The sequence below is a fragment of the Pseudoalteromonas rubra genome, from assembly GCF_004212645.1.
GTDB lineage: Bacteria > Pseudomonadota > Gammaproteobacteria > Enterobacterales > Alteromonadaceae > Pseudoalteromonas > Pseudoalteromonas rubra_G.
This window is the reverse complement of the sequence record NZ_PPUZ01000040.1, coordinates 19884-39274: the sequence shown is the minus strand read 5'-3', so window position 1 is coordinate 39274 and position 19391 is coordinate 19884. Positions and strand designations below refer to the sequence as shown.

Here is a 19391-nt window from a genome sequence, read left to right as displayed (position 1 = left end):
GAGTACACAATCATGAGCTTCAGCAGTCTCGGCTTATCTCCCGAAATTAATCAAGCCGTAGTCGATCAGGGCTACTCAACGCCAACCCCCATTCAGGAGCAAGCCATTCCCGCCATCCTGCAGGGGCGAGATATTATGGCAGCAGCCCAAACGGGCACAGGGAAAACCGCAGGCTTTACCCTGCCAATGCTGGAGCTGTTGAGCAACAAGCCCAAAGTTCAGGCCAATCAAGTCAGAGCTTTGATCCTGACACCCACGCGCGAGCTGGCCGATCAGGTCTGGCAAAGTGTTGAGCTGTACAGTAAACACCTGACGTTATCCTGCCAGGTTGTGTACGGCGGCGTGAAGATCAACCCGCAAATGATGAAACTGCGCAAAGGTGCCGATGTCCTGGTTGCCACACCTGGCCGACTGCTCGATTTGTACCAGCAAAACGCGGTAAAATTCGACCAGCTGGACATTTTTGTACTCGATGAAGCAGACCGAATGCTGGACATGGGCTTTATCCACGACATCAAACGCCTGATCAAACTGCTGCCTCAGCGCCGTCAGAACCTGCTGTTTTCGGCCACCTTCTCTGATGATATTCGCGCACTGGCGAAAGGGCTTATCCAGGATCCGGTCGAAATATCGGTGGCTCCGGCGAACAGCACCGCCAAAAGCGTCACCCAATGGGTGTACCCGGTCGATAAAAGTCGTCGCACAGCCTTGCTCAAACACCTGCTGACAAGCCATGGCTGGCAACAGGTGCTGGTCTTTACCCGCACCAAACACGGCGCTAACAGACTGGTGCGCGACCTGGAAAAAGCTAAGATCAATGCCGCGGCCATTCATGGCAACAAAAGTCAGAGTGCACGTATGAAGGCACTTGCCGGGTTTAAGAGTGGCGAGTTACGGGTCCTGGTCGCCACTGACATCGTCGCGCGCGGCCTGGATATCCAGGAGCTCCCCCACGTTGTTAACTTTGACTTACCTAATGTCTATGAAGACTATGTTCACCGAATTGGCCGCACAGGCCGTGCCGGTGCAACTGGCGAAGCGGTTTCTTTTGTCAGCGAAGACGTTGCCGGTGACTTGTTTGGCATTGAGCGACTTATTCAGCAAGTGATCCCGCGCGTGGTTGAGCCTGGCTTTGAGCCACAAAACCCGGTGCCAGAGTCCAAGCTGGATACGCGCCCCGTTAAGCCAAAAAAACCCAAAAAGCCAAAGAAACCAAAAGCTTCGGCCACTGAGCAGACGGCACAAAATAAACCGGTAAACAACCCAAAAAATGGCCAGAAACCACAATCCGGCAACGACAAGCAAGGTGCGCCAAAGCGCCGCAGAAGACGTCCGGCTCCTCACAAAGCACAATAAAAGTCAGACACTGTGGGCTGGCAACATTACACAACCGCCCACAACCCGTTTCATTTTGCTAACCAAACCCCACAAGTTGACAACACCCTTTGGTTGATATACGTTGAAATTCCCTTTTTAGGGGAAATCGAATGTCAAATATGTATACAGAACCAAAGGACTAACCATGAAACTGAAGATACAAAAAACCAAGCTAAAAAACCTGTCTAAAAACAAAAATACCCTTGATGCAAAACGCACAGCCCAAGTTGCAGGTGGCGGCTGGTTTGAACCAGAAACAGATAACTGTCAAAGCCATCCTTACTTTTGTAAATCAGCAAGACATTGCTCTGCATTAGGCTGTGATTCGCACAATTGTAACGTCACCAGACAAGGCGGCTCTATGTGCTAGCCTTACTCGCTGACATTATATAAATACCAGGCAACATTATGGCCCTGAGCTTGCAACAGGGCCTCTTCTTACATTTAGTGCGCGTATCAAGTACATCTTTTGTATATGCGGGGTCACACAGATTCCAAACTAAAAACGACCAAAAGTCGCAATCCGAAAACGACCAACTGGGTGCGTCACAATGCAGCTGGCGACGCCAGCTCTCATAAAGAGCAAAAAGAGTGAAGCACTGTGGGCAGGCAAAGTGACGCAGCAGCCATTCAATTTTGCAATACCCAAAGCTTGGTATAAGTTAAAATTCCCTTTTTAGGGGAAGTTAAGTAGCAAATATGTGTAAAAACCAAAGGACTACCCATGAAACTACAGATACAAAAAACCAAACTAAAAAACCTGTCTAAAGACAATAATACCCTTGATGCAAAACGCACTGTCCAGGTTGCCGGAGGCGGATGGCCCAACACAGATAACTGCGATAGCCATCCTTACTTTTGTATATCGATAGATTGTAATTCAGACGTGTGTATAACTAATGAGAAAGGTTGCCCCCCTCACAGCACCATTCGCCACTGTTTATGATAAAGAACGGAGCACAGTCTGCACGATAAATACCTAGCAACATTATAGCCCTGGGCGTGTAGCAGGGCCTTTTGCCACTCTTCATAAGCCTATCAAGCACATATTCCATGCCTGTCGTATAGCAACAGATACCCAACTAAAAAACACCTTGAGACGCGGTATCGTGATAAAATGGTTTTTTATCCTGATATGAAGTGTGTTATGACCAACAGCCCTAATTCGACCCCCTTTTCTGATACTCAGCTATCTAGTGCTTTACTTGAGAACCTGACATCTCTTGGCTACCACACCATGACCGATATTCAGGCACAGACACTGCCCCAGATTTTGGCCGGTAAAGACGTTATCGGACAGGGAAAAACCGGCTCAGGTAAAACCGCCGCATTTGCGCTTGGTCTGCTCCACAACCTGAGGGTGAAGCGCTTTCGGGTGCAGGCGCTGGTTGTGTGTCCCACCCGGGAGCTGGCAGATCAGGTGGCTGTTGAGATCCGTAAGCTGGCACGGGCCATTCATAACATTAAAGTGCTAACCTTGTGCGGCGGCGCTCCAATGGGCCCCCAAATTGGCTCGCTGGAGCATGGTGCTCATATCGTTGTGGGTACACCCGGGCGCATTGAAGAACATTTGCGTAAAGGTCGTCTGTGTTTAGACGAGGTCAATACCTTTGTGCTGGATGAAGCCGACCGGATGCTGGAAATGGGCTTTGAAGAAGCGCTGGAGTGTATCGTGTCGCACTGCCCTGAGCAGCGACAAAACCTGCTGTTTAGCGCCACCTACCCGGCCAAAATAGAGCAGCTGGTCGGCCATATAATGCGCGATCCGGTCAAAATTGAAGTGGTGGCTCAGCATGATCACAGCACCATAGAGCAACACTTTTTTGAGGTGGCCGACAACGACGAGCGAGACATCACACTACACAAATTGCTACGCCAGCATCAACCCGATGCCGCCGTGGTATTTTGTAATACCAAAGCACAATGCCAGGATGTCAGCGACATGCTGCAAGACCATGGCTTTGACTGTGCGGCACTGCATGGCGATTTGGACCAAAAAGACCGGGATAAAACCCTGGTACGTTTTGCTAATCGCAGTTTAACTGTGCTGGTTGCAACGGATGTGGCAGCACGTGGGATAGACGTCGACCATGTTGATATGGTGATCAACTACCACATTGCCCACGACCCGGAAGTGCACGTCCATCGTATCGGCCGCACCGGTCGGGCAGGTAAAACCGGCTTAGCCTGCTCACTGATGAGCTATAAAGAATCTCACAAAGTGAATATGCTCGAAGACTACCTAAACCTGCGTATCGAGCCGACGCCGCTGCCTGGCGAGCAGGTACTTTCGAACCAGGTGCATCGTGCGCCTATGGTCACAATACAAATTGACGGTGGTAAAAAGGCTAAGCTGCGTCCAGGTGACATTTTGGGTGCACTTACGGCCAATCAAGCCTTGCGCGGCGATCAGATTGGTAAGATTAAAGTCACCGCCATGTCTTCCTATGTGGCGGTAGAGCGCAAATACGCCAATCAGGCGGTGAAAGTGATCGGCGAAGGAAAAATGAAAGGTCGTAATTTCCGCGCCCGTAAGCTGACCCGCTAACACGCAACATCCTTAGAGGTTGCAGCAGCGCCGAACCGGCACTGCTGCAACCCGGCCAATCCTGCCCCAACCCCAAAGACACTATTGCGAATTATTTTCATTTACTATTTTCATTACGGCTTTGTTATGATATAACACACGCATTCAATGAATTGGAGAAGAAAATGAAGCCAGATATCCACCCTGATTACCACTTAGTTGCCTTTCACGATACCTCAGTAGACAAGTATTTTATTGTGGGCTCCACCATCAAGACCGACCGCACGGTAGAGGTGGACGGCGTGACTTATCCATACGTACCTATCGATGTATCGAGCGAGTCTCACCCTTTCTATACCGGTAAACAAAAACTGGTTGCCAGCGATGGTCGGGTGGCCCAGTTTAACCGCCGCTTTAAGAATCTGGCTGGTAAAAAAGGATAATCACCATGAAAGTGCTCAGCTCACTGAAAAGTGCCAAATCTCGCCCGGGTTGCCAGGTGGTTAAACGCCGTGGCCGGGTATATGTGATCTGCAAAGATAACCCGCGCTTTAAAGCGGTTCAGGGTAAGAAAAAAAAGCGCTAAGCGATATAAATAGTGGGGCCGGTTGTTATTCAACCGGCGATTTAGAATGTATTTAGCCTCACAGAACAGCAGGCTGTCACACGTTATAGCTGCCTGGCATTGCGCTGTAACTGCTCGCTAATGTTATCCACCAGCGTAAACTGATTGAGCCTGGCATCACCCAGTCTGACTTGCTCACTATCCTGGCTGCTTTGTTCCATCAGGGCTTTAAAATCAATGATGTCGGCAAAATTGCTGCGGTTAATATCGTATTTAGCCCAATAGTCTCCCCGCTCATTAGGCCCTTTTAGCAGCTCAATCCCTTCCATCATGGTATCCTGAAAGGCTTGTGCCAGAGCCACCAGGTCCTGATTTTCATTAAGCTTCTGCTCAAGCAACAGCTTTTCACTGTCTGTCAGATCATTCCCACTGACAACCAAAGCCCCTTCCTCATTGACGGAAAACCCCCATGCTTTGTCGTTCAATCCCGGGGCAAGCCGCTCCACCTCTTGCTCCACTTTGGCAAACTCGGCACTCATGTCCTCGGCAATTTTAGGAATAGAAACGGCAAACAGCATTCCGGTGGCGGCATCCATACGCTCACTATATTGCTTTGGTGTTTCCTGCTCATCAGAGGCGGTGATAGCTAAGGATCGATCATAAACCAGTGCCGGTGATGGCGCTTGCGCACCGTGGTATACGTCTTTGGCTAACACTTGCCCATCATTGTTGGCGGTCGGTGTATCGGCCTGTTTGGCCGCCTTGAGGTTGCTACTGGTCGCTACCTTGTTTTGCACGTCAAGCTGCGCGCTTGCTCCCCCACTGCTGGGTGTGGTCACTTTCATTCTATTTTCCTTATAGATATCTGGCATGTACGGCTTAAAAACACTCTAACGAATAAAGTGCCGTACTTTCAATAAGTCATCGACCGATGACGGCAATACTTGAGCACGATATGCAGCGTCAGGGCGCACCATCCGACAACACCTAAGCTGCAACGCTGACACCCGCCTTTGCACGCCCAAAGTAAAAGTTTGTAAACATTAACGGAACATTAAATTCAAAGTTACAACTGCGGTCTAGGCTCTAAGAGAAACAATAAAAAAGGACCTGTCATTATGATAAAAACTACACATCAACGTACACCTTCTGACGTCACAGTCGATATGAATCCCATGCTGGATATTGTATTTATTTTGCTGATATTTTTTATTGTCACGGCCAGCTTTATGCGAGAAACCGCGCTGCCGCTCAATAGAACCGATCAAGCTGTAACTTCGGTTGTGCCTAACCTGACACCGGTATTTTCAATCGATGCCAAAAATCAGGTCTACCTGAACAATCGGCAAATCGATCTCGACAGTGTGAGTATTAACGTCGCCCGCCTGGGTGCACAGGGAGAGATCACCAGTATTAGTCTGCGTGCTCACCCAAACAGCCAGCATGCCACACTGGTAAGCGTACTCGATGCAATTAAGGCCCAGACCAGTGCCCCGGTTTCTTTAGGTGAAACACTGAAGTAAACCCCGTGACCCGGCAGCCTGCCGGGTCAGGATCACTGTTTTGCAACCTGAACATAGTTAAACCACTTTTGCTGTATTGCTGCCAGCTGGCCGTTAGCACTTATCTCTGAAAACGCCGTTCGATAGCGCGCTACCAGGTTAGGATCAGACCGGATGTTAAAGGCAATACTGAGATTGGTGTTGAGCTCCTTGAGCTCGGCAACCTTACTCAGCGCATTGAAATCCACACCCGCCTTATTGGCGCGCTGCCAGATGGTTTCTTCGGTGCCAACCACCAGATCCAGGCGATCTTTTTCCAGCATTTGCAATAATTGCTCTTCATAACTGAGCGGCTTCAGATCGGAAAACTGTTGCTTTGCCAGATAATGGGCCACGTTGGAGCCCCTCAACACGGCTACTCGATGCTGTTTGAGCAGCATCAGTGAATCTGATTGCACGGGAAAACGCCGTTTCAGGCCCCATAAGAAGATGGGTTCGGTTTGTACTTCGCCTATCCAATGAAAAAGTGGGCTCCGCGCCTGAGTATGCACGATAGAATAAATGAGCACGTTTTCGGTCGTCACTGCGGTCTGATAAGCTCGTGCCCAAGGCATCACTCTAATGTCGGGCGTATCGCCCACCTGCTCGCAAAGGGCATAAACGACCTCTGTCATAAAACCGCCCAATGAGCCATCATCATTTTTGATTTGGTAGGGGTAAAGATACTCAGTCACGACCTGAATAGTTGCTCCACTGGCAGGCCGCGCGGTGGCGAGCCACAACACCATACACAAGAGTAAACACAGTTTCACAACGCCCCCGGTACCACACGCGCCCAACTGTTAGTTTAGGGGCTCATCCTATTATTGCAAATTACAAAACAGACAGTACTAACCTTGATGTAAAATTAGCGGACTTTCTTCCAAATCTCTCGTTCGACAAACTGGCCATTTTCGTACAGCTCATGGTGCCATAAATCGCCCTCTACTTTATAGCTAAAGGCCATGGTTCTGCCCAGTAATGACGTGACGTTGCCGTACTCATAGGTTTCGATAAACTGATCGCCTTTTAACACATAAGTGCCACCCCCCGCATATTTAAACTTGCCCTGACTCTGGGTGATATAGCTATGGTGTGTTGGGGTGATCAATTTCACTGAGGTTAATTGCGGCGCTTTGGCAGACACTATGCCCTCTGCTGTGGCGTACTGTCCTTCAACAAACTCCCAGCTACCCAGTAGCGGGTTTGCCAATGCCGTGCCACTCACCAGGGCGGTTAAGATCAGAGATTTCATACAAATTCCTTTAATAGCATCATGTTGTTATGAGTCTTACATATCTGAGATGGAAAAACAGTTGAGGATCTCTCAAGTCGGTACACTTCGGTTCACTTTATCCGAGGGACACAGACCGAGGACAACCTGTACACTTTTTAAACTAAACGTGAAATGGCACTGCCATTGCTCAGGTCTTGTTACCAGACCCTGACTCACTTACACGAGGCAAATATGAGCACAGCTAACACATCACTTTGCGCACTTATTCTGTTTACGTTGACGGCCTGCGGCGGCGGAGACGGTGGGGAGACAACCCAGGCGAATGTCAGCAACAATACAAGCAATGAAACAAACACAGAGACATCCACTACTGATACAAATACGGATACCAGCACTGACACAACAACCAATCAGCAGGCTGAGGATACTGCCACCTATCAGCTGACCTTTACCCGCACCTGGGAAGCCGACAACTTTGCCACTAACTTCCCGGAAAATTCTCACTTCTCTCCCCTGGTTGGGCTCACCCATAATGCAGACGGCTTCATCTTTAAATCCGACCTCCCCGCCTCCGCAGGTATAACCAGCATGGCCGAAACGGGCTCTAAGTCGCTGCTCAAAGACGAGATCAGCACCATCCAAAATGCCGGTAACTCAAATTACCTGATTGACGAATCGGGTGTCCCAAACAGCGCCAAAAGCATTTCCTTTACTTTCGAAGCCAGTCAGCAATTTCCGCTGCTGAGTGTGGTGTCTATGGTTGCGCCCAGCCCTGACTGGTTTATCGGTCTGCAAGGCGTGCCTATGTTTACAGACAATCAGTGGCTGGACAGTCAAATCATTCAGCTCAAGGTTTACGATGCCGGCAGTGACAGCGGGCCACGCTTTGGCTCGGCTAACCAGGCTACCAGCCCCGCAGAGCCAGTAATGCTGCTCACCAGTGACCCCGCTGACAGCGACTTTGCGGCAGGTGTGCATCGCGAGTCTGGTGCTTACATAGGTATGATTGAAATCAAGCGTATGCAATAGTTGTTAGCCCTTAGGAGTAGACTGATGCTCCTCCTGTTGAAGGGGAAGCGTCAGCCTATTCTGCACCTTACCCATGATTGCAACCCTGGACCCGCAGCTGATCACATCAGATTGAAAATCTCTCATTTGCACTGTTCCTATAAACACGATTTTATAGAACTTTTGTTGTTTTGTATTTCAGGGAAATGATCACTATGATGGCTCGATTCAAGACTTTGCTGTGTGGCGTGTTTATAAGCTTACTGCTGGTCCCTACCAGCCAGGCGCAACCCTTTGACCAGAAGCCCTTTTTGATGCCAATGCCCACCTCTTTGGTGCAGTCGGCGCAAACGCTGGCATTAAACAAGCCGCTGACACTCTCGCTTAACGGCTTGTCGCCACAGCGCAGCGCGTTTATTAAAGCCTACTATCAGCAACAATTCACCGATTTTGGGTATCAGGTGTCGCCGCTCACCACCGAAGCTGTCTTACCCATAGTCGTAACCGTCAAAAACTCACAGGCTTCCACTTATCGCCTCCCAATGCTTAACCAGAATGAGCAGTATGAGCTGAGTATCAGCAAAACAGGCATAGTTATTAGCGCGCCTGCTGAGTTTGGTGCTCTCCATGCGCTGGCAACGCTCAGCCAGTTACTATATTTCGCCCGTGACAGCCGCGAACTGGCGCTGTTGCAGATAGAAGATAGCCCCCGCTTTCCCTGGCGTGGACTGCTGCTCGACAGCGTCCGCCATTTTATTTCCATCGCAGCGATTAAACGCCAACTGCGCGGCATGGCGGCGGCCAAGCTGAATGTGTTTCACTGGCACCTGACAGACGATCAGGGCTGGCGTTTTGCCTCCAAAGCGTATCCAAAACTACATAAGCTTGCCTCAGACGGTCAGTACTATACGCAGGCAGAGATCAAAGAGGTGGTGCAGTACGCCAGTCATCTGGGGATCCGGGTGGTGCCGGAGCTTGATGTGCCCGGACATGCCTCTGCCATTGCGGTGGCCTATCCGGAGTTAATGTCTCAGGTTAAGCCTTATCAGATGGAAGATGGCTGGGGGGTGTTTGAACCGCTGCTCGACCCAAGCAAACCCCAAGTATATGACTTTATCGACGCCATGGTTGCTGAGCTTGCCACGCTTTTTCCGGATCCTTACTTGCACATAGGCGGAGACGAAGTCCACCCAAAACATTGGCAGGAAAGCAAACGGGTGCAGGCCTATATGGACAAACATCAGCTCGCCACAAGCGCCGACTTACAAGCACATTTCAACGCTAAGGTGCAGGCTATCTTGCGTCGTCACAACAAAAAAATGATGGGCTGGGATGAAATTTTCCACCCAGCACTGGACAAAGATGTGATGATCCAGTCGTGGCGCGGCAAGGCCAGCCTGAGCCAGATCGCCGCCCAAGGCTATCCCGCGCTGTTGTCAGCCGGTTTTTACATCGACCAGCCACAGCCGACTGACTACCATTATCGCAATGAGCCGTTTGATACCGGTTTGCAGCCCGCGCATTCGCTTGAAGAGAGTGAGACCATTCAGGCCTGGGATTTCACTATGCCCCGGCTCAAAGGCAGTGCAGTGACAGGCAAATTGGTGCTGGTATCTGAGCAAAAAACACTACGCCATGCCTATATCCAACTCAACGACCAGCCATTTAAGCAGGCGCAACTCGATACCCACTTAATACCCTATGATGCCGGTATGTCGCGGCTCAACGCCACCATCGACAGCTGGATGGGTCCAACCCGGGTACAGCTCACACTGAGTTCTGAGTCAGGGTTGTCGGGCCGGATCCTTATCGGTAACGCCGTTTATTCGGTCTCGGGAAACTTAGATCCACATTTTACTCATGCTGATTTGACCAATATGCCATTCCTGAGCACGATGAATGCCCAGGCGCGGCGCAATATTCTCGGTGGCGAGGCGACCCTCTGGAGTGAGCTGGTGACTGAACACAACCTGGATGTACGCAGCTGGCCACGTTTGTTTGCCATCGCAGAGCGGCTTTGGTCTGAGCGTGCTCGTACAGACACAGAGCACATGTACCACAGGTTGTTACCTGTCTCAGACTTTGCCGATGCCATTGGCCTGCATCATAAAAAGCAGTTCAGACACGGGCTCAGTAGCGTGCTGGCAAAGCACAACAGCCCAGGCAACCTGGCATTGCTGACGCGCTTTGCCGAGCAACTTGAACCTGCCAGCTATTACACGCGCCATCACATAAAATATCAGCAGGGCTTGTATCATCAAAATGCACCATTGACTCAGCTGGTCGACTTTCTGCCGGTAGAAAGCCCGGCTCTGATCCAGCTCTATCAACAATTAACACAATTCAGGCGTGGTGATCGCAACATGTTGCAGCGCATAGAGAGCCAGCTGCAAATCTGGCAAGCTGACTATCGACAGTTAGCGCCTTTGCTGCAACAGACCCCGGAGCTGAACGCGCTTTCAAAACCGCTCGAGCAGGCACGGGAGATTAATGACATCAGCCTGGCAGTGATCCGCAGCTGCATAGTACAGACGTCCATCCCAGAAACCAAAGTTCAGCAATTGGCGACTCGATTGCACAGCACTCAGCGTCACGGCGCACAAGTGGTGGTCGCGACCGGACTATTCAGCGAGCATTTACTAAACGCTTGCCGGGACTAAAGTGAGGCCAGACACATTACTGCAAGCAGCTAGCACTCAGCCACTTGAACAGGCTCAGACATCGCGCCCTGCACCAGGGTTCTGAGCCAACTATTTTTGTCATCCGCGCTGCGCTTACTCAGCCACAGCATGGCAATATCAAAATCCGGCACCGGCAGCGGTGGGGCAAAGTATGTCAGGCCAGCCTCATCGCATGCCAGCTGGGCCATTTTTAACGGCACTATGGCCACCAGACGGCGTCCACTGAGCAGGCGCTGTATCGTCAGGAAGTTGCGACTTGCAACAGTGACCCGACGCGTCAGCCCGGTGCTGGCAAGTAACTGATCCACCTGAGTCGTGAGTCGACCGTCCGGGCTTACCAGCGCATGTTCGATCTGAGCGAAAGTGGCCAGACTCAGGGGGATCTCTGCTGCAAATACGCCCGGATCGGCCAGGCACACATGGCGCTCGGTATACAGCACCTGGCGCTCAAAGGCTTCTCCCGGCTCTGTGATACTGCCAATCACCAGATCCAGCTTTTCCTGTTCGCTCAGTGCCATATAGTTACTGCGATTTACATTCACAAAGCTGACCTGGGCATGGGGTGCCTCAGCGCGAATACGGTCATAAATCAAAGGGGCAAAGTTCAGCTCAGCATAATCTGTCAGACCAATACGACACACTCCCTGGTACTCACCAGGAACAAACTGTGGCGTGTGCAGTAAGTTGTCCGACACCATATCCAGCAGCTGCTCTATCACAGGCGCAACCTGGTTTGCGTAATCGGTGGGTTCCATGATGTGCCCTTTACGCTCAAACAGCACATCGTCCAGTAACCGGCGAAGTCGCCCCAGGGAATGGCTCATTGCTGACTGACTGACACACGCCTGCTCGGCCGCCACACTGACACTGCGACAACGGTACAAATAGGCAAAGGCCACCAGTAAGTTTAAATCTATCTGCCGCCACGGCACATCATCAAAGCGCATCACTCAAATCCCATATGATTCATAGTTACAATCAAAACTATTAATTTGAATCATTCTACGTCATTTTTTACCCTAGCGGCAGTCGTGATAACAGAGCATCGATACTATGTTTGCTATTTTTAAAACCTTCTTTTTGCTGGGCTGGATTAGCTTTGGCGGCCCGGCTGCGCACATCGGCTATTTTCGGCAAACCTTTGTGGAAAAGCGCAAGTGGCTGGATGATGCAGACTATGCCCAGCTGGTGGCGCTGAGCCAGTTTTTACCTGGCCCCGGGTCGAGTCAGGTTGGTTTCGCACTCGGCTATAAGCGCGGGGGGCTGGGCGGCGCCTGTGCAGCCTTTGTCGGCTTTACCTTACCCTCAGTCATTATCATGGTGGCCCTTGCCCTGATGGCCAGTCAGGTAACCGACACCAGTGTCTTTCAAAACCTGGTGCATGGGCTGAAATTACTGGCCATTGTGGTGGTCGCCGATGCCGCCTGGGGAATGTACAAAAACTTTTGCCAAAGTCGCCTTACCGTCAGCCTGTGTCTGGGAACGGCTATCGCCTTACTGTTGTTGCCTGGCATTGCCACCCAAATGGCGGTGCTGCTGTTGGCGGCGCTGATTGGCGTACTTTATCTGAAGGGGCAAGCACAGCCGAGCCCGGACAACAAGGCGTTTAAAGCAAGCTGGCTGCCTTTACTGATCTTTGCTGGGCTGTTTATAGCCCTGCCATTTGTTGCCCACCTGAGCCCTTCCACCGCCCTGTTTAATGATTTTTATCAGGCTGGCAGCTTAGTGTTCGGTGGCGGTCATGTGGTGCTACCGCTGCTGCAAAATATTGTCGGCGACAGCCTCACTCAGGATACCTTTTTAACCGGTTACGCCGCCGCTCAGGCTGTGCCCGGCCCCATGTTTACGTTTGCCACTTATCTGGGCTATGCATTGATGCCGGCAAACCCCATCGCAGGCGCTTTGATTGCAACCCTAGCTGTATTTTTACCCGGCTTCTTATTGCTGCTGGGGGTGCTAAAAAACTGGCAACTGCTTGCCAGCCGCCCTGCTGTGGCGGGTGCACTGAGGGGCGTCAATGCCGCCGTGGTTGGTCTGCTTGCTGCCGCTCTGTATCAGCCGGTATTTACCAGCGCTGCAACCAGTGCGCAGGATATTGCACTGGTGCTGGTCGGTTTTTACCTGCTTAAGCACCTCAAGCTACACATAGTCTGGCTGGTCGCGACCTTTATGCTGGCCGGTGTGATTATGGGACTTATCTGACACTCAACAGCCAGGTGGCCTCAGTGCCACCTGCACCGACTTCCTGCTTAGCTTGCATTGAGGTTGAACTATCTCCTCTGTGCAACTAACTTTTAAGCGCATCACTCACACGCTCTGCAACTCTTTTAACCTTTAACTGAGGTCGGTGTATGGACAGCTTTCTGGAAGAAATCGATATAAATCAATATTTACCTGTTGCCGTTGACTGGGCTACTAACCTGGTGCTGGCCCTGTTAATTCTGCTCATTGGAGTCTGGCTGGCGGGCAAAGCCTACAAGGCCGTTGTTTCTGTGGCGAACCGCTACGACAAACTGGATGATACCTTGTTTAAATTTTTTGGCAGTGTTGCCAAATATACCGTGCTGGCTTTTGTCGGTATCGCGGTACTCAACCGCTTTGGCGTGCAAACCGCCTCAATCATAGCCCTGCTCGGCGCTGCCGGACTGGCTGTGGGGCTGGCCTTACAGGGTACTTTGTCTAACCTCGCAGCTGGCGTCATGTTATTGATTTTCAGGCCGTATAAAGTCAATGACTTTATCGACACCGCAGATCAGTTTGGCAAAGTGACTGAAATCGACATGTTTACCACGATATTGCAGACCTTTGATAACCAGCAAATTGTGATCCCCAACAGTCACATCTGGGGCAGCAAAATAGTGAATCACTCTCACCATGCGGTTCGCGGCGTTGATATGCGCTTTGGCATTGCCTACGACGAAAGCATTGATGATGCTAAGGCCGTGATCCTCTCTGTGTTACAGGCTCACCCTCATATTTTGTCCGAGCCTGCGCCTTTTGTTGAAGTAGAGTCGCTGAATAACAGCTCTGTGGACTTTCTGGTCAGGCCATTTTGCGATGGCGCGCATTATTTTGACGTACTGTATTCGGTGCCTGAGCAAGTGAAAAAGGCCCTGGATGACGCCAATATCGAGATCCCCTTCCCGCACCGTAAGGTCATTTTGGTTAACGAAAGCGACACCTGATACCGATATTTCGGGGCCGCTTGCCCTTTGGCGGCCCCTTGGAAACACTTTCTGCGCTGCAATCTTTGGGGGGCGGTTATTCCTTGTCTATAGTTTTAGTGTTAAATGACAACTTACCAGGATGTGATATGGCGCTCTTCGGCTTTTCCGGCACAAAAAAAACTGAACCACAAGTTACCCTACCGCAGACCTTACCCTGGCTGAAGTTAGACAGGCAAGGTGATATCACAGCCACCAGCCAGGCCTTTTTAAGCATGCTGGCTTTTTCTCACAGTGCAGCGCCAAAAACACTGGCGTCGCTGTGCAATAACAAACGCGACTACCAGATACTGCATGCAGCACTGCAAAACGCCGAGCAAGATGGCGCGCAGATCTGCGCCATGCACAATACCGAGGGCACGCTGTATTATGTCTCCGTGCAGATCTGTCCGGCAGACCATGCGCAGTGCTTTGCCATACTTCAGGATGTAACCGCCCAGTACCGTCCGCTGCTGGATAGCAAACTCACCACACAGGCATTATCCAACGCGCAGGCTCGGCTCGAGCTGGACCTGCAAGGCACTGTGCTCAGTGCCAATGAGGCGTTTTTAGCCCTAGTCGGGACAGCAAAAGAGCAGGTGATTAACCGCCAGTGTCAGCAATTTATCACCAATGAGCAATTGAGTGCAGCCAGCTGGGACACGCTCAGTGCAGGCCAGGCCGTTGAGTGTGACTTACAATGGCAAAGCGATGAACACATGTCATTCTGGTTGCATGCCTGGCTGGTGCCAGTGCGCGACGCCGAGCAGCGTATCGCAAAAGTGGTGTTATTAGCCTGTGACATGTCGAAACAACACCAGACTTTGCTCAATCTGCACAGTCAGATTAATGGCATACAGCAGGCTCAGGCTGTGATTGAGTTTACCCTCGATGGCACCATAGTGACCGCAAACCAGAATTTTCTCGATGTGATGGGCTACCAGCTTGACGAGATCCAGGGTCAGCATCACCGCTTATTTGTCACCGCCAAAGAGGCAGCCAGTAATGAATACGCCGCATTCTGGCAGGCGCTGGGCCGTGGCGAGTTGCAGTCCGGGGAGTTTAAACGCATCAACAAACATGGCGAGGCGGTGTGGATCCAGGCGCACTATACTCCGCTTTTTGATGAACATGGCCGGCTCTGTAAGATCATGAAGTTCGCCTCGGATATCAGCGCAGAAAAACTCAAAGCCTTTGAAGCACAAGGGCAGATAGACGCCATTAACCGCTCAGGCGCCGTGATCCAATTCGACTTAGAGGGCAACATTCTAGATGCCAACGACAACTTTCTTGCTGCGATGGGATACAGCAAAGCTGAAATTGTCGGGCAACATCACAGGATCTTCGTTGAGTCCAAATATGCCCAAAGTGACGAATATCAGCAGTTCTGGGCTGACCTGAAAAACGGCCAGTTCCACTCTGGTGAATTTTTTCGTCTAGGCAAAAATGCCAAACCAATCTGGATCAGTGCAACCTACAACCTGATCCGCGATGATGAAGGTAACCCGCTTAAAGTGGTCAAATATGCCATGGACATTACACGCCAGAAGGAAATTGCGGCCGATCTGGAAGGTCAGGTACAGGCCATCCACAAATCGCAGGCGGTGATTGAGTTCGACATGGATGGCACCATATTGTGGGCCAACGAACTATTCCTGACCACCATGGGCTACACACTCGATGAAGTCAAAGGTCAGCATCACCGTATCTTTGCCACCGAAGAGCAGGCCCAAAGCGACGAATATCAGCAATTCTGGGCGCAACTTAATCGCGGCGAATTCGATGCGGGGCAATATATGCGCATCGCCAAAAGTGGCCAGGAAGTGTGGATCCAGGCAACCTATAACCCCATTCTCGACCAACATGGCCGACCAGTCAAAGTCGTTAAATATGCCACGGATATAACAGCCCAGAAACAAGCCGTGCAGCATATTCAGGAGGCCTTTTTTGCGCTGGAGCAAGGCGATTTAACCCATCGTATCAGTGCAGATCTGGGCGCCGATTTCTCTGTGTTAACGCAGGCAATGAATGGCCTGTTTGATAAGCTCAGCGAGCTGGTGCAAACCATCAATAATGGCGCAGCACAGGTGTTCGAGATAGCCAGGCAGATAGCCACCAATAATGATGAGCTCAATAGCCGGGTGGAAAGCCAGGCAGCCAGCCTGGAAGAAACGGCCGCCACAATGGAGCAATTAACGGCAACAGTTAAAAACAATGCGATCAGCGCGACTACTGCGTCTGAACGCGCAGCCATAGTGCGCGAAAAAGCGCTCAGTGGTAAGCATACCATTGAAGATGCCATCAGTGCGGTTGGCAATATAGAAGACTACAGCCGCAAAATCGCCGATATTGTGGGGGTGATAGATGAAATTGCCTTTCAGACTAACCTGCTTGCACTCAATGCATCCGTTGAAGCCGCAAGGGCCGGTGAAGCAGGCAGAGGATTTGCGGTGGTGGCCAGCGAGGTGCGTAACCTGGCGCAGCGCAGTGCCAGTGCGGCTAAAGAGATCAAAGACTTGATCAAAAACAGTGTGGATGCCGTCACCGAAGGCAGCAAGCTGGTGTATGATTCTGGTACCACGTTCGATGAACTGACTCAGTCAATCTCGCAGGTCAGCGAAATGGTTGCCAACATTGACGATGCCAGCAAAGAGCAGGCATCCGGTATCGCGGCCGTTTGCTCAACCATAGCGCAGATGGATGGTATTACCCAGCAAAACGTTTCTTTGGTCGAGACCACCTCCAGGTCGGGTAAAACCATGGAGGATCAGGCCCGGGTATTGACCGATCAGGTGGCCTTTTTCCAGCTGGAAGACAGCCATTTACCTTAGTCGCTGATATGCACCTAACTTAAAGCGATACATCGCTTTAAGTTAGGTGCTGGTAACAGCATCAGGGCTTTGAGCACACCGGACCACCCTGCGTGCCTGCTCAGACGTCGAGTTTTAGTGCGCTTTATTCGGCCCCTGACGGACCAGATCTTTGCCGTTATCGAACACTTCCTGAGTCACCCAGCGGCCCAGGATCAGCTGATGATTATCGTCCAGTACTGCCACGAAGGGACGACCATTGCTGTTATTGGTTGCCAGTGCCACACCCGCAGCATTGTTCAGGCCCAGCCCGCCAGTCTCTACCAGTCTCAAAAAGGCTTCCAGTTCATCCAGTGTGCTGATCAGTTCTTTATCGTCAATCATGTTTTGTACTCAGTTGTCGCTAAAAGCGCGTAGCATATCAGGTCTGGCGCCCTCTGCACCAGTACCGAAGCCGACTTACTTGCTCAGCCTTGTTTAGTGACGTCATCCCGGCTTTGCTCACCCGTTTTATCAGCCTGCATGGCTGCTCTGATGGCCTCCTCAGTCTGAATAAACAGCTTACGATAGTCATGATCATATTGCTGACCTTCGCTACCATGTTGCCAGGTATCATAGAGCTGCTCGGAGGCTGCTTTTTCGGTTTCGCGAAAGGCACGCTTTTTCTGCTCGGCGACCTCAGGGGCAAAGCCCAAACAGGTGAGTGCGCGGGCCCCCAGGTGCAGCGCAGAATGATAGGTTTCACTGACAATCACATCAGCACCGGCGTGTTTCAGCTCATAATGATGGCCCCTGTCGAATGCTCTGGCCAGTACTTTTACGCCGGGGTGGCTCTGCTTAACGGCGTGTACCAGTGCCTTCGCGCTTTCCCTGTCATCAATAGCGACAACCAGCAGTGCCGCTTGTTCAATTCCGGCAGTGTGCAACAACTCCGGCCGGGTAGCATCGCCAAAGTAGGCCTTAACCTGTATTCGGCGCATTGACTCAACCTGAGTTGCATCCAGGTCCATCACCACGGTATGGACGCCGTTGGCTATCAGTAAACGATTAACAATCTGACCGAAACGACCAATACCCGCAATGATCACCTGTCCTTGTTCATCAATATCATCGAAAGCCTGCTGATTGCTTGTGTGCTGATACCGCGGCAAAATCACTTTGTCGTAAAGAATAAACAAGGTCGGCGTCAAAAACATCGACAGGGCCACAACCAGTTGCAGCAAGCTTACTGTTTCGGGTGGGATAACATGGTTTTGCAACGCGTAGCTTAACAGCACAAAACCAAATTCACCGGCCTGAGACAGGCTCAGGGCAAACAGCCAGCGGTCGCTGTTGTGGATTTTAAACAACATAGCCAGTCCCCACAGCACAGCGGCTTTAACCAGCATCACAGTGAGTGTCAGCGCCAGGATCAAAAGGACGTGTTCAGACAGTATAGTGAAGTTAATACCCGCGCCTACCGTAATAAAAAACAACCCCAGCAACAGGCCTTTAAAGGGCTCAATATTAGATTCAAGCTCGTGACGGAACTCGCTGTTGGCCAGTACCACCCCGGCCAGAAAAGTCCCCAGGGCAGGAGAGAGCCCAACCAGACTCATCAAGGTCGCGATACCAATGACGAGCAACAAAGCCGTTGCGACAAAAATTTCCCGTAACCCAGAGTTAGCAACGTAATGGAATAAGGGGCGACTCAGATAATGGCCAATCACGACCACCCCCGCGATACTGGCAAAAATGGCACCGGCATAGGCCCAGGTTGGCAAACCGGCAACCAGGCTCAGAGATTCATGGTGCTGCGCCGTGGTTTGCATATCCCGGGCCGCCTCCACTAACTCGGGCAATGCCAGCACGGGAATAAAGGCCAGTATGGGAATAACCGCAATATCCTGCATCAATAAAACAGAAAATGCATTTTGTCCGCCTTCGGTTTTCGTCAGTCCTTTTTCGTTTAATGTTTGCAGCACAATCGCCGTAGACGACAAGGAAAACACCAGGCCGATTGCGAGTGCAACCGACACAGGCTGCCCCAAAAGCCAGGCTATAAGCGTCAGCAAAAGTGCGCTCATCACCACCTGTAACCCGCCCAGCCCTAACAACCGGTGGCGCATTTGCCAGAGCATCTGAGGGTGCAGCTCCAGCCCAACCAGGAACAGCATCATCACCACGCCAAACTCTGCAAAATGCTGAATTGTTATGGTTTCTTCGCCCACCATCCCGGACACAGGACCAATAATCACCCCAGCAATGAGATACCCAAGTACCGAACCCAGCCCTAACCGTTTTGCCAGCGGCACCATCACGACCGCAGCGGCCAGATAGATAAAAGCCTGAATAAAATAGCCGGTCATGAGATGTTCACCTCCCCAGCCAGGCAAAGCAGCTCAAAGCTCGCAACAGAGACCACATTCGCTCGTTGTTGATTAGTTTTTTTCATTTTCAGGT

The 19391-nt window shown here is 51.2% G+C and carries 17 protein-coding genes; 11 read left to right on the top strand and 6 right to left on the bottom strand.

What is annotated here, in order from left to right:
- The first annotated feature begins 12 nt into the window (after positions 1-12).
- The 5 genes from C3B51_RS15235 (at position 13) to ykgO (ending at position 4490) form a co-directional block, all read left to right on the top strand.
- Entirely contained in the window at positions 13-1356 is a 1344-nt protein-coding gene (locus tag C3B51_RS15235; RefSeq protein WP_130245610.1) for a DEAD/DEAH box helicase, read from the top strand.
- Between the two features lie 166 nt (positions 1357-1522).
- On the top strand, positions 1523-1747 hold the full coding sequence (locus tag C3B51_RS15230) for a hypothetical protein (protein ID WP_130245609.1): 225 nt from the start codon (positions 1523-1525) through the stop codon (positions 1745-1747).
- A 777-nt stretch (positions 1748-2524) separates the two neighbouring features.
- A complete protein-coding gene (gene dbpA, locus C3B51_RS15225; RefSeq protein WP_130245608.1) occupies positions 2525-3925 on the top strand; it encodes an ATP-dependent RNA helicase DbpA in 1401 nt (466 codons plus the stop codon).
- A 164-nt stretch (positions 3926-4089) separates the two neighbouring features.
- The gene (locus C3B51_RS15220) at positions 4090-4347 is read left to right on the top strand and encodes a type B 50S ribosomal protein L31 (RefSeq protein ID WP_010384175.1); all 258 of its coding nucleotides are present in this window, start codon (positions 4090-4092) and stop codon (positions 4345-4347) included.
- Between the two features lie 5 nt (positions 4348-4352).
- Positions 4353-4490 (top strand): type B 50S ribosomal protein L36, encoded by a 138-nt coding sequence (gene ykgO, locus C3B51_RS15215; RefSeq protein WP_046003577.1) that lies wholly within the window; start codon positions 4353-4355, stop codon positions 4488-4490.
- An 83-nt stretch (positions 4491-4573) separates the two neighbouring features.
- Here the strand turns inward: ykgO and C3B51_RS15210 are convergent, their stop codons facing one another.
- Positions 4574-5314: a hypothetical protein gene (locus C3B51_RS15210; RefSeq protein ID WP_130245607.1), complete on the bottom strand. Its 741-nt coding sequence runs from the start codon at positions 5312-5314 to the stop codon at positions 4574-4576.
- Between the two features lie 273 nt (positions 5315-5587).
- On the opposite strand from C3B51_RS15210, the gene C3B51_RS15205 reads away from it, so the two are divergent.
- On the top strand, positions 5588-5992 hold the full coding sequence (locus C3B51_RS15205) for an ExbD/TolR family protein (RefSeq protein ID WP_130245606.1): 405 nt from the start codon (positions 5588-5590) through the stop codon (positions 5990-5992).
- A gap of 32 nt (positions 5993-6024) precedes the next feature.
- Here the strand turns inward: C3B51_RS15205 and C3B51_RS15200 are convergent, their stop codons facing one another.
- Both C3B51_RS15200 and C3B51_RS15195 read right to left on the bottom strand, forming a co-directional pair.
- Complete coding sequence (locus C3B51_RS15200) at positions 6025-6783, bottom strand: substrate-binding periplasmic protein (protein ID WP_130245605.1); 759 nt, start codon at positions 6781-6783, stop codon at positions 6025-6027.
- Between the two features lie 95 nt (positions 6784-6878).
- Positions 6879-7265 (bottom strand): hypothetical protein, encoded by a 387-nt coding sequence (locus tag C3B51_RS15195; protein WP_125721640.1) that lies wholly within the window; start codon positions 7263-7265, stop codon positions 6879-6881.
- A gap of 213 nt (positions 7266-7478) precedes the next feature.
- Between C3B51_RS15195 and C3B51_RS15190 the strand changes: the two genes are divergently transcribed.
- Together C3B51_RS15190 and C3B51_RS15185 are read left to right on the top strand one after the other, a co-directional pair.
- Complete coding sequence (locus C3B51_RS15190; RefSeq protein WP_206076643.1) at positions 7479-8276, top strand: spondin domain-containing protein; 798 nt, start codon at positions 7479-7481, stop codon at positions 8274-8276.
- Between the two features lie 194 nt (positions 8277-8470).
- Positions 8471-10915, top strand: coding sequence for a family 20 glycosylhydrolase (locus tag C3B51_RS15185; protein ID WP_165389169.1), 2445 nt, complete (start codon positions 8471-8473; stop codon positions 10913-10915).
- Between the two features lie 29 nt (positions 10916-10944).
- Here C3B51_RS15185 and C3B51_RS15180 read toward each other — a convergent pair whose 3' ends face one another.
- The gene (locus C3B51_RS15180; RefSeq protein ID WP_130245602.1) at positions 10945-11883 is read right to left on the bottom strand and encodes a LysR family transcriptional regulator; all 939 of its coding nucleotides are present in this window, start codon (positions 11881-11883) and stop codon (positions 10945-10947) included.
- Between the two features lie 106 nt (positions 11884-11989).
- Here C3B51_RS15180 and chrA point away from each other — a divergent pair, with 106 nt between their 5' ends.
- The 3 genes from chrA to C3B51_RS15165 all read left to right on the top strand — a co-directional run bounded on the left by chrA (position 11990) and on the right by C3B51_RS15165 (position 16970).
- The gene (gene chrA / locus C3B51_RS15175) at positions 11990-13138 is read left to right on the top strand and encodes a chromate efflux transporter (protein WP_130245601.1); all 1149 of its coding nucleotides are present in this window, start codon (positions 11990-11992) and stop codon (positions 13136-13138) included.
- A gap of 149 nt (positions 13139-13287) precedes the next feature.
- A complete protein-coding gene (locus tag C3B51_RS15170) occupies positions 13288-14121 on the top strand; it encodes a mechanosensitive ion channel family protein (protein WP_125779564.1) in 834 nt (277 codons plus the stop codon).
- Positions 14122-14249: 128 nt separating this feature from the next.
- Positions 14250-16970 (top strand): methyl-accepting chemotaxis protein, encoded by a 2721-nt coding sequence (locus C3B51_RS15165; RefSeq protein WP_130245600.1) that lies wholly within the window; start codon positions 14250-14252, stop codon positions 16968-16970.
- Between the two features lie 114 nt (positions 16971-17084).
- Here the strand turns inward: C3B51_RS15165 and C3B51_RS15160 are convergent, their stop codons facing one another.
- Entirely contained in the window at positions 17085-17333 is a 249-nt protein-coding gene (locus tag C3B51_RS15160; RefSeq protein WP_046003699.1) for a hypothetical protein, read from the bottom strand.
- A gap of 83 nt (positions 17334-17416) precedes the next feature.
- A complete protein-coding gene (locus C3B51_RS15155) occupies positions 17417-19297 on the bottom strand; it encodes a monovalent cation:proton antiporter-2 (CPA2) family protein (protein WP_130245599.1) in 1881 nt (626 codons plus the stop codon).
- Positions 19298-19391 lie beyond the last annotated feature (94 nt).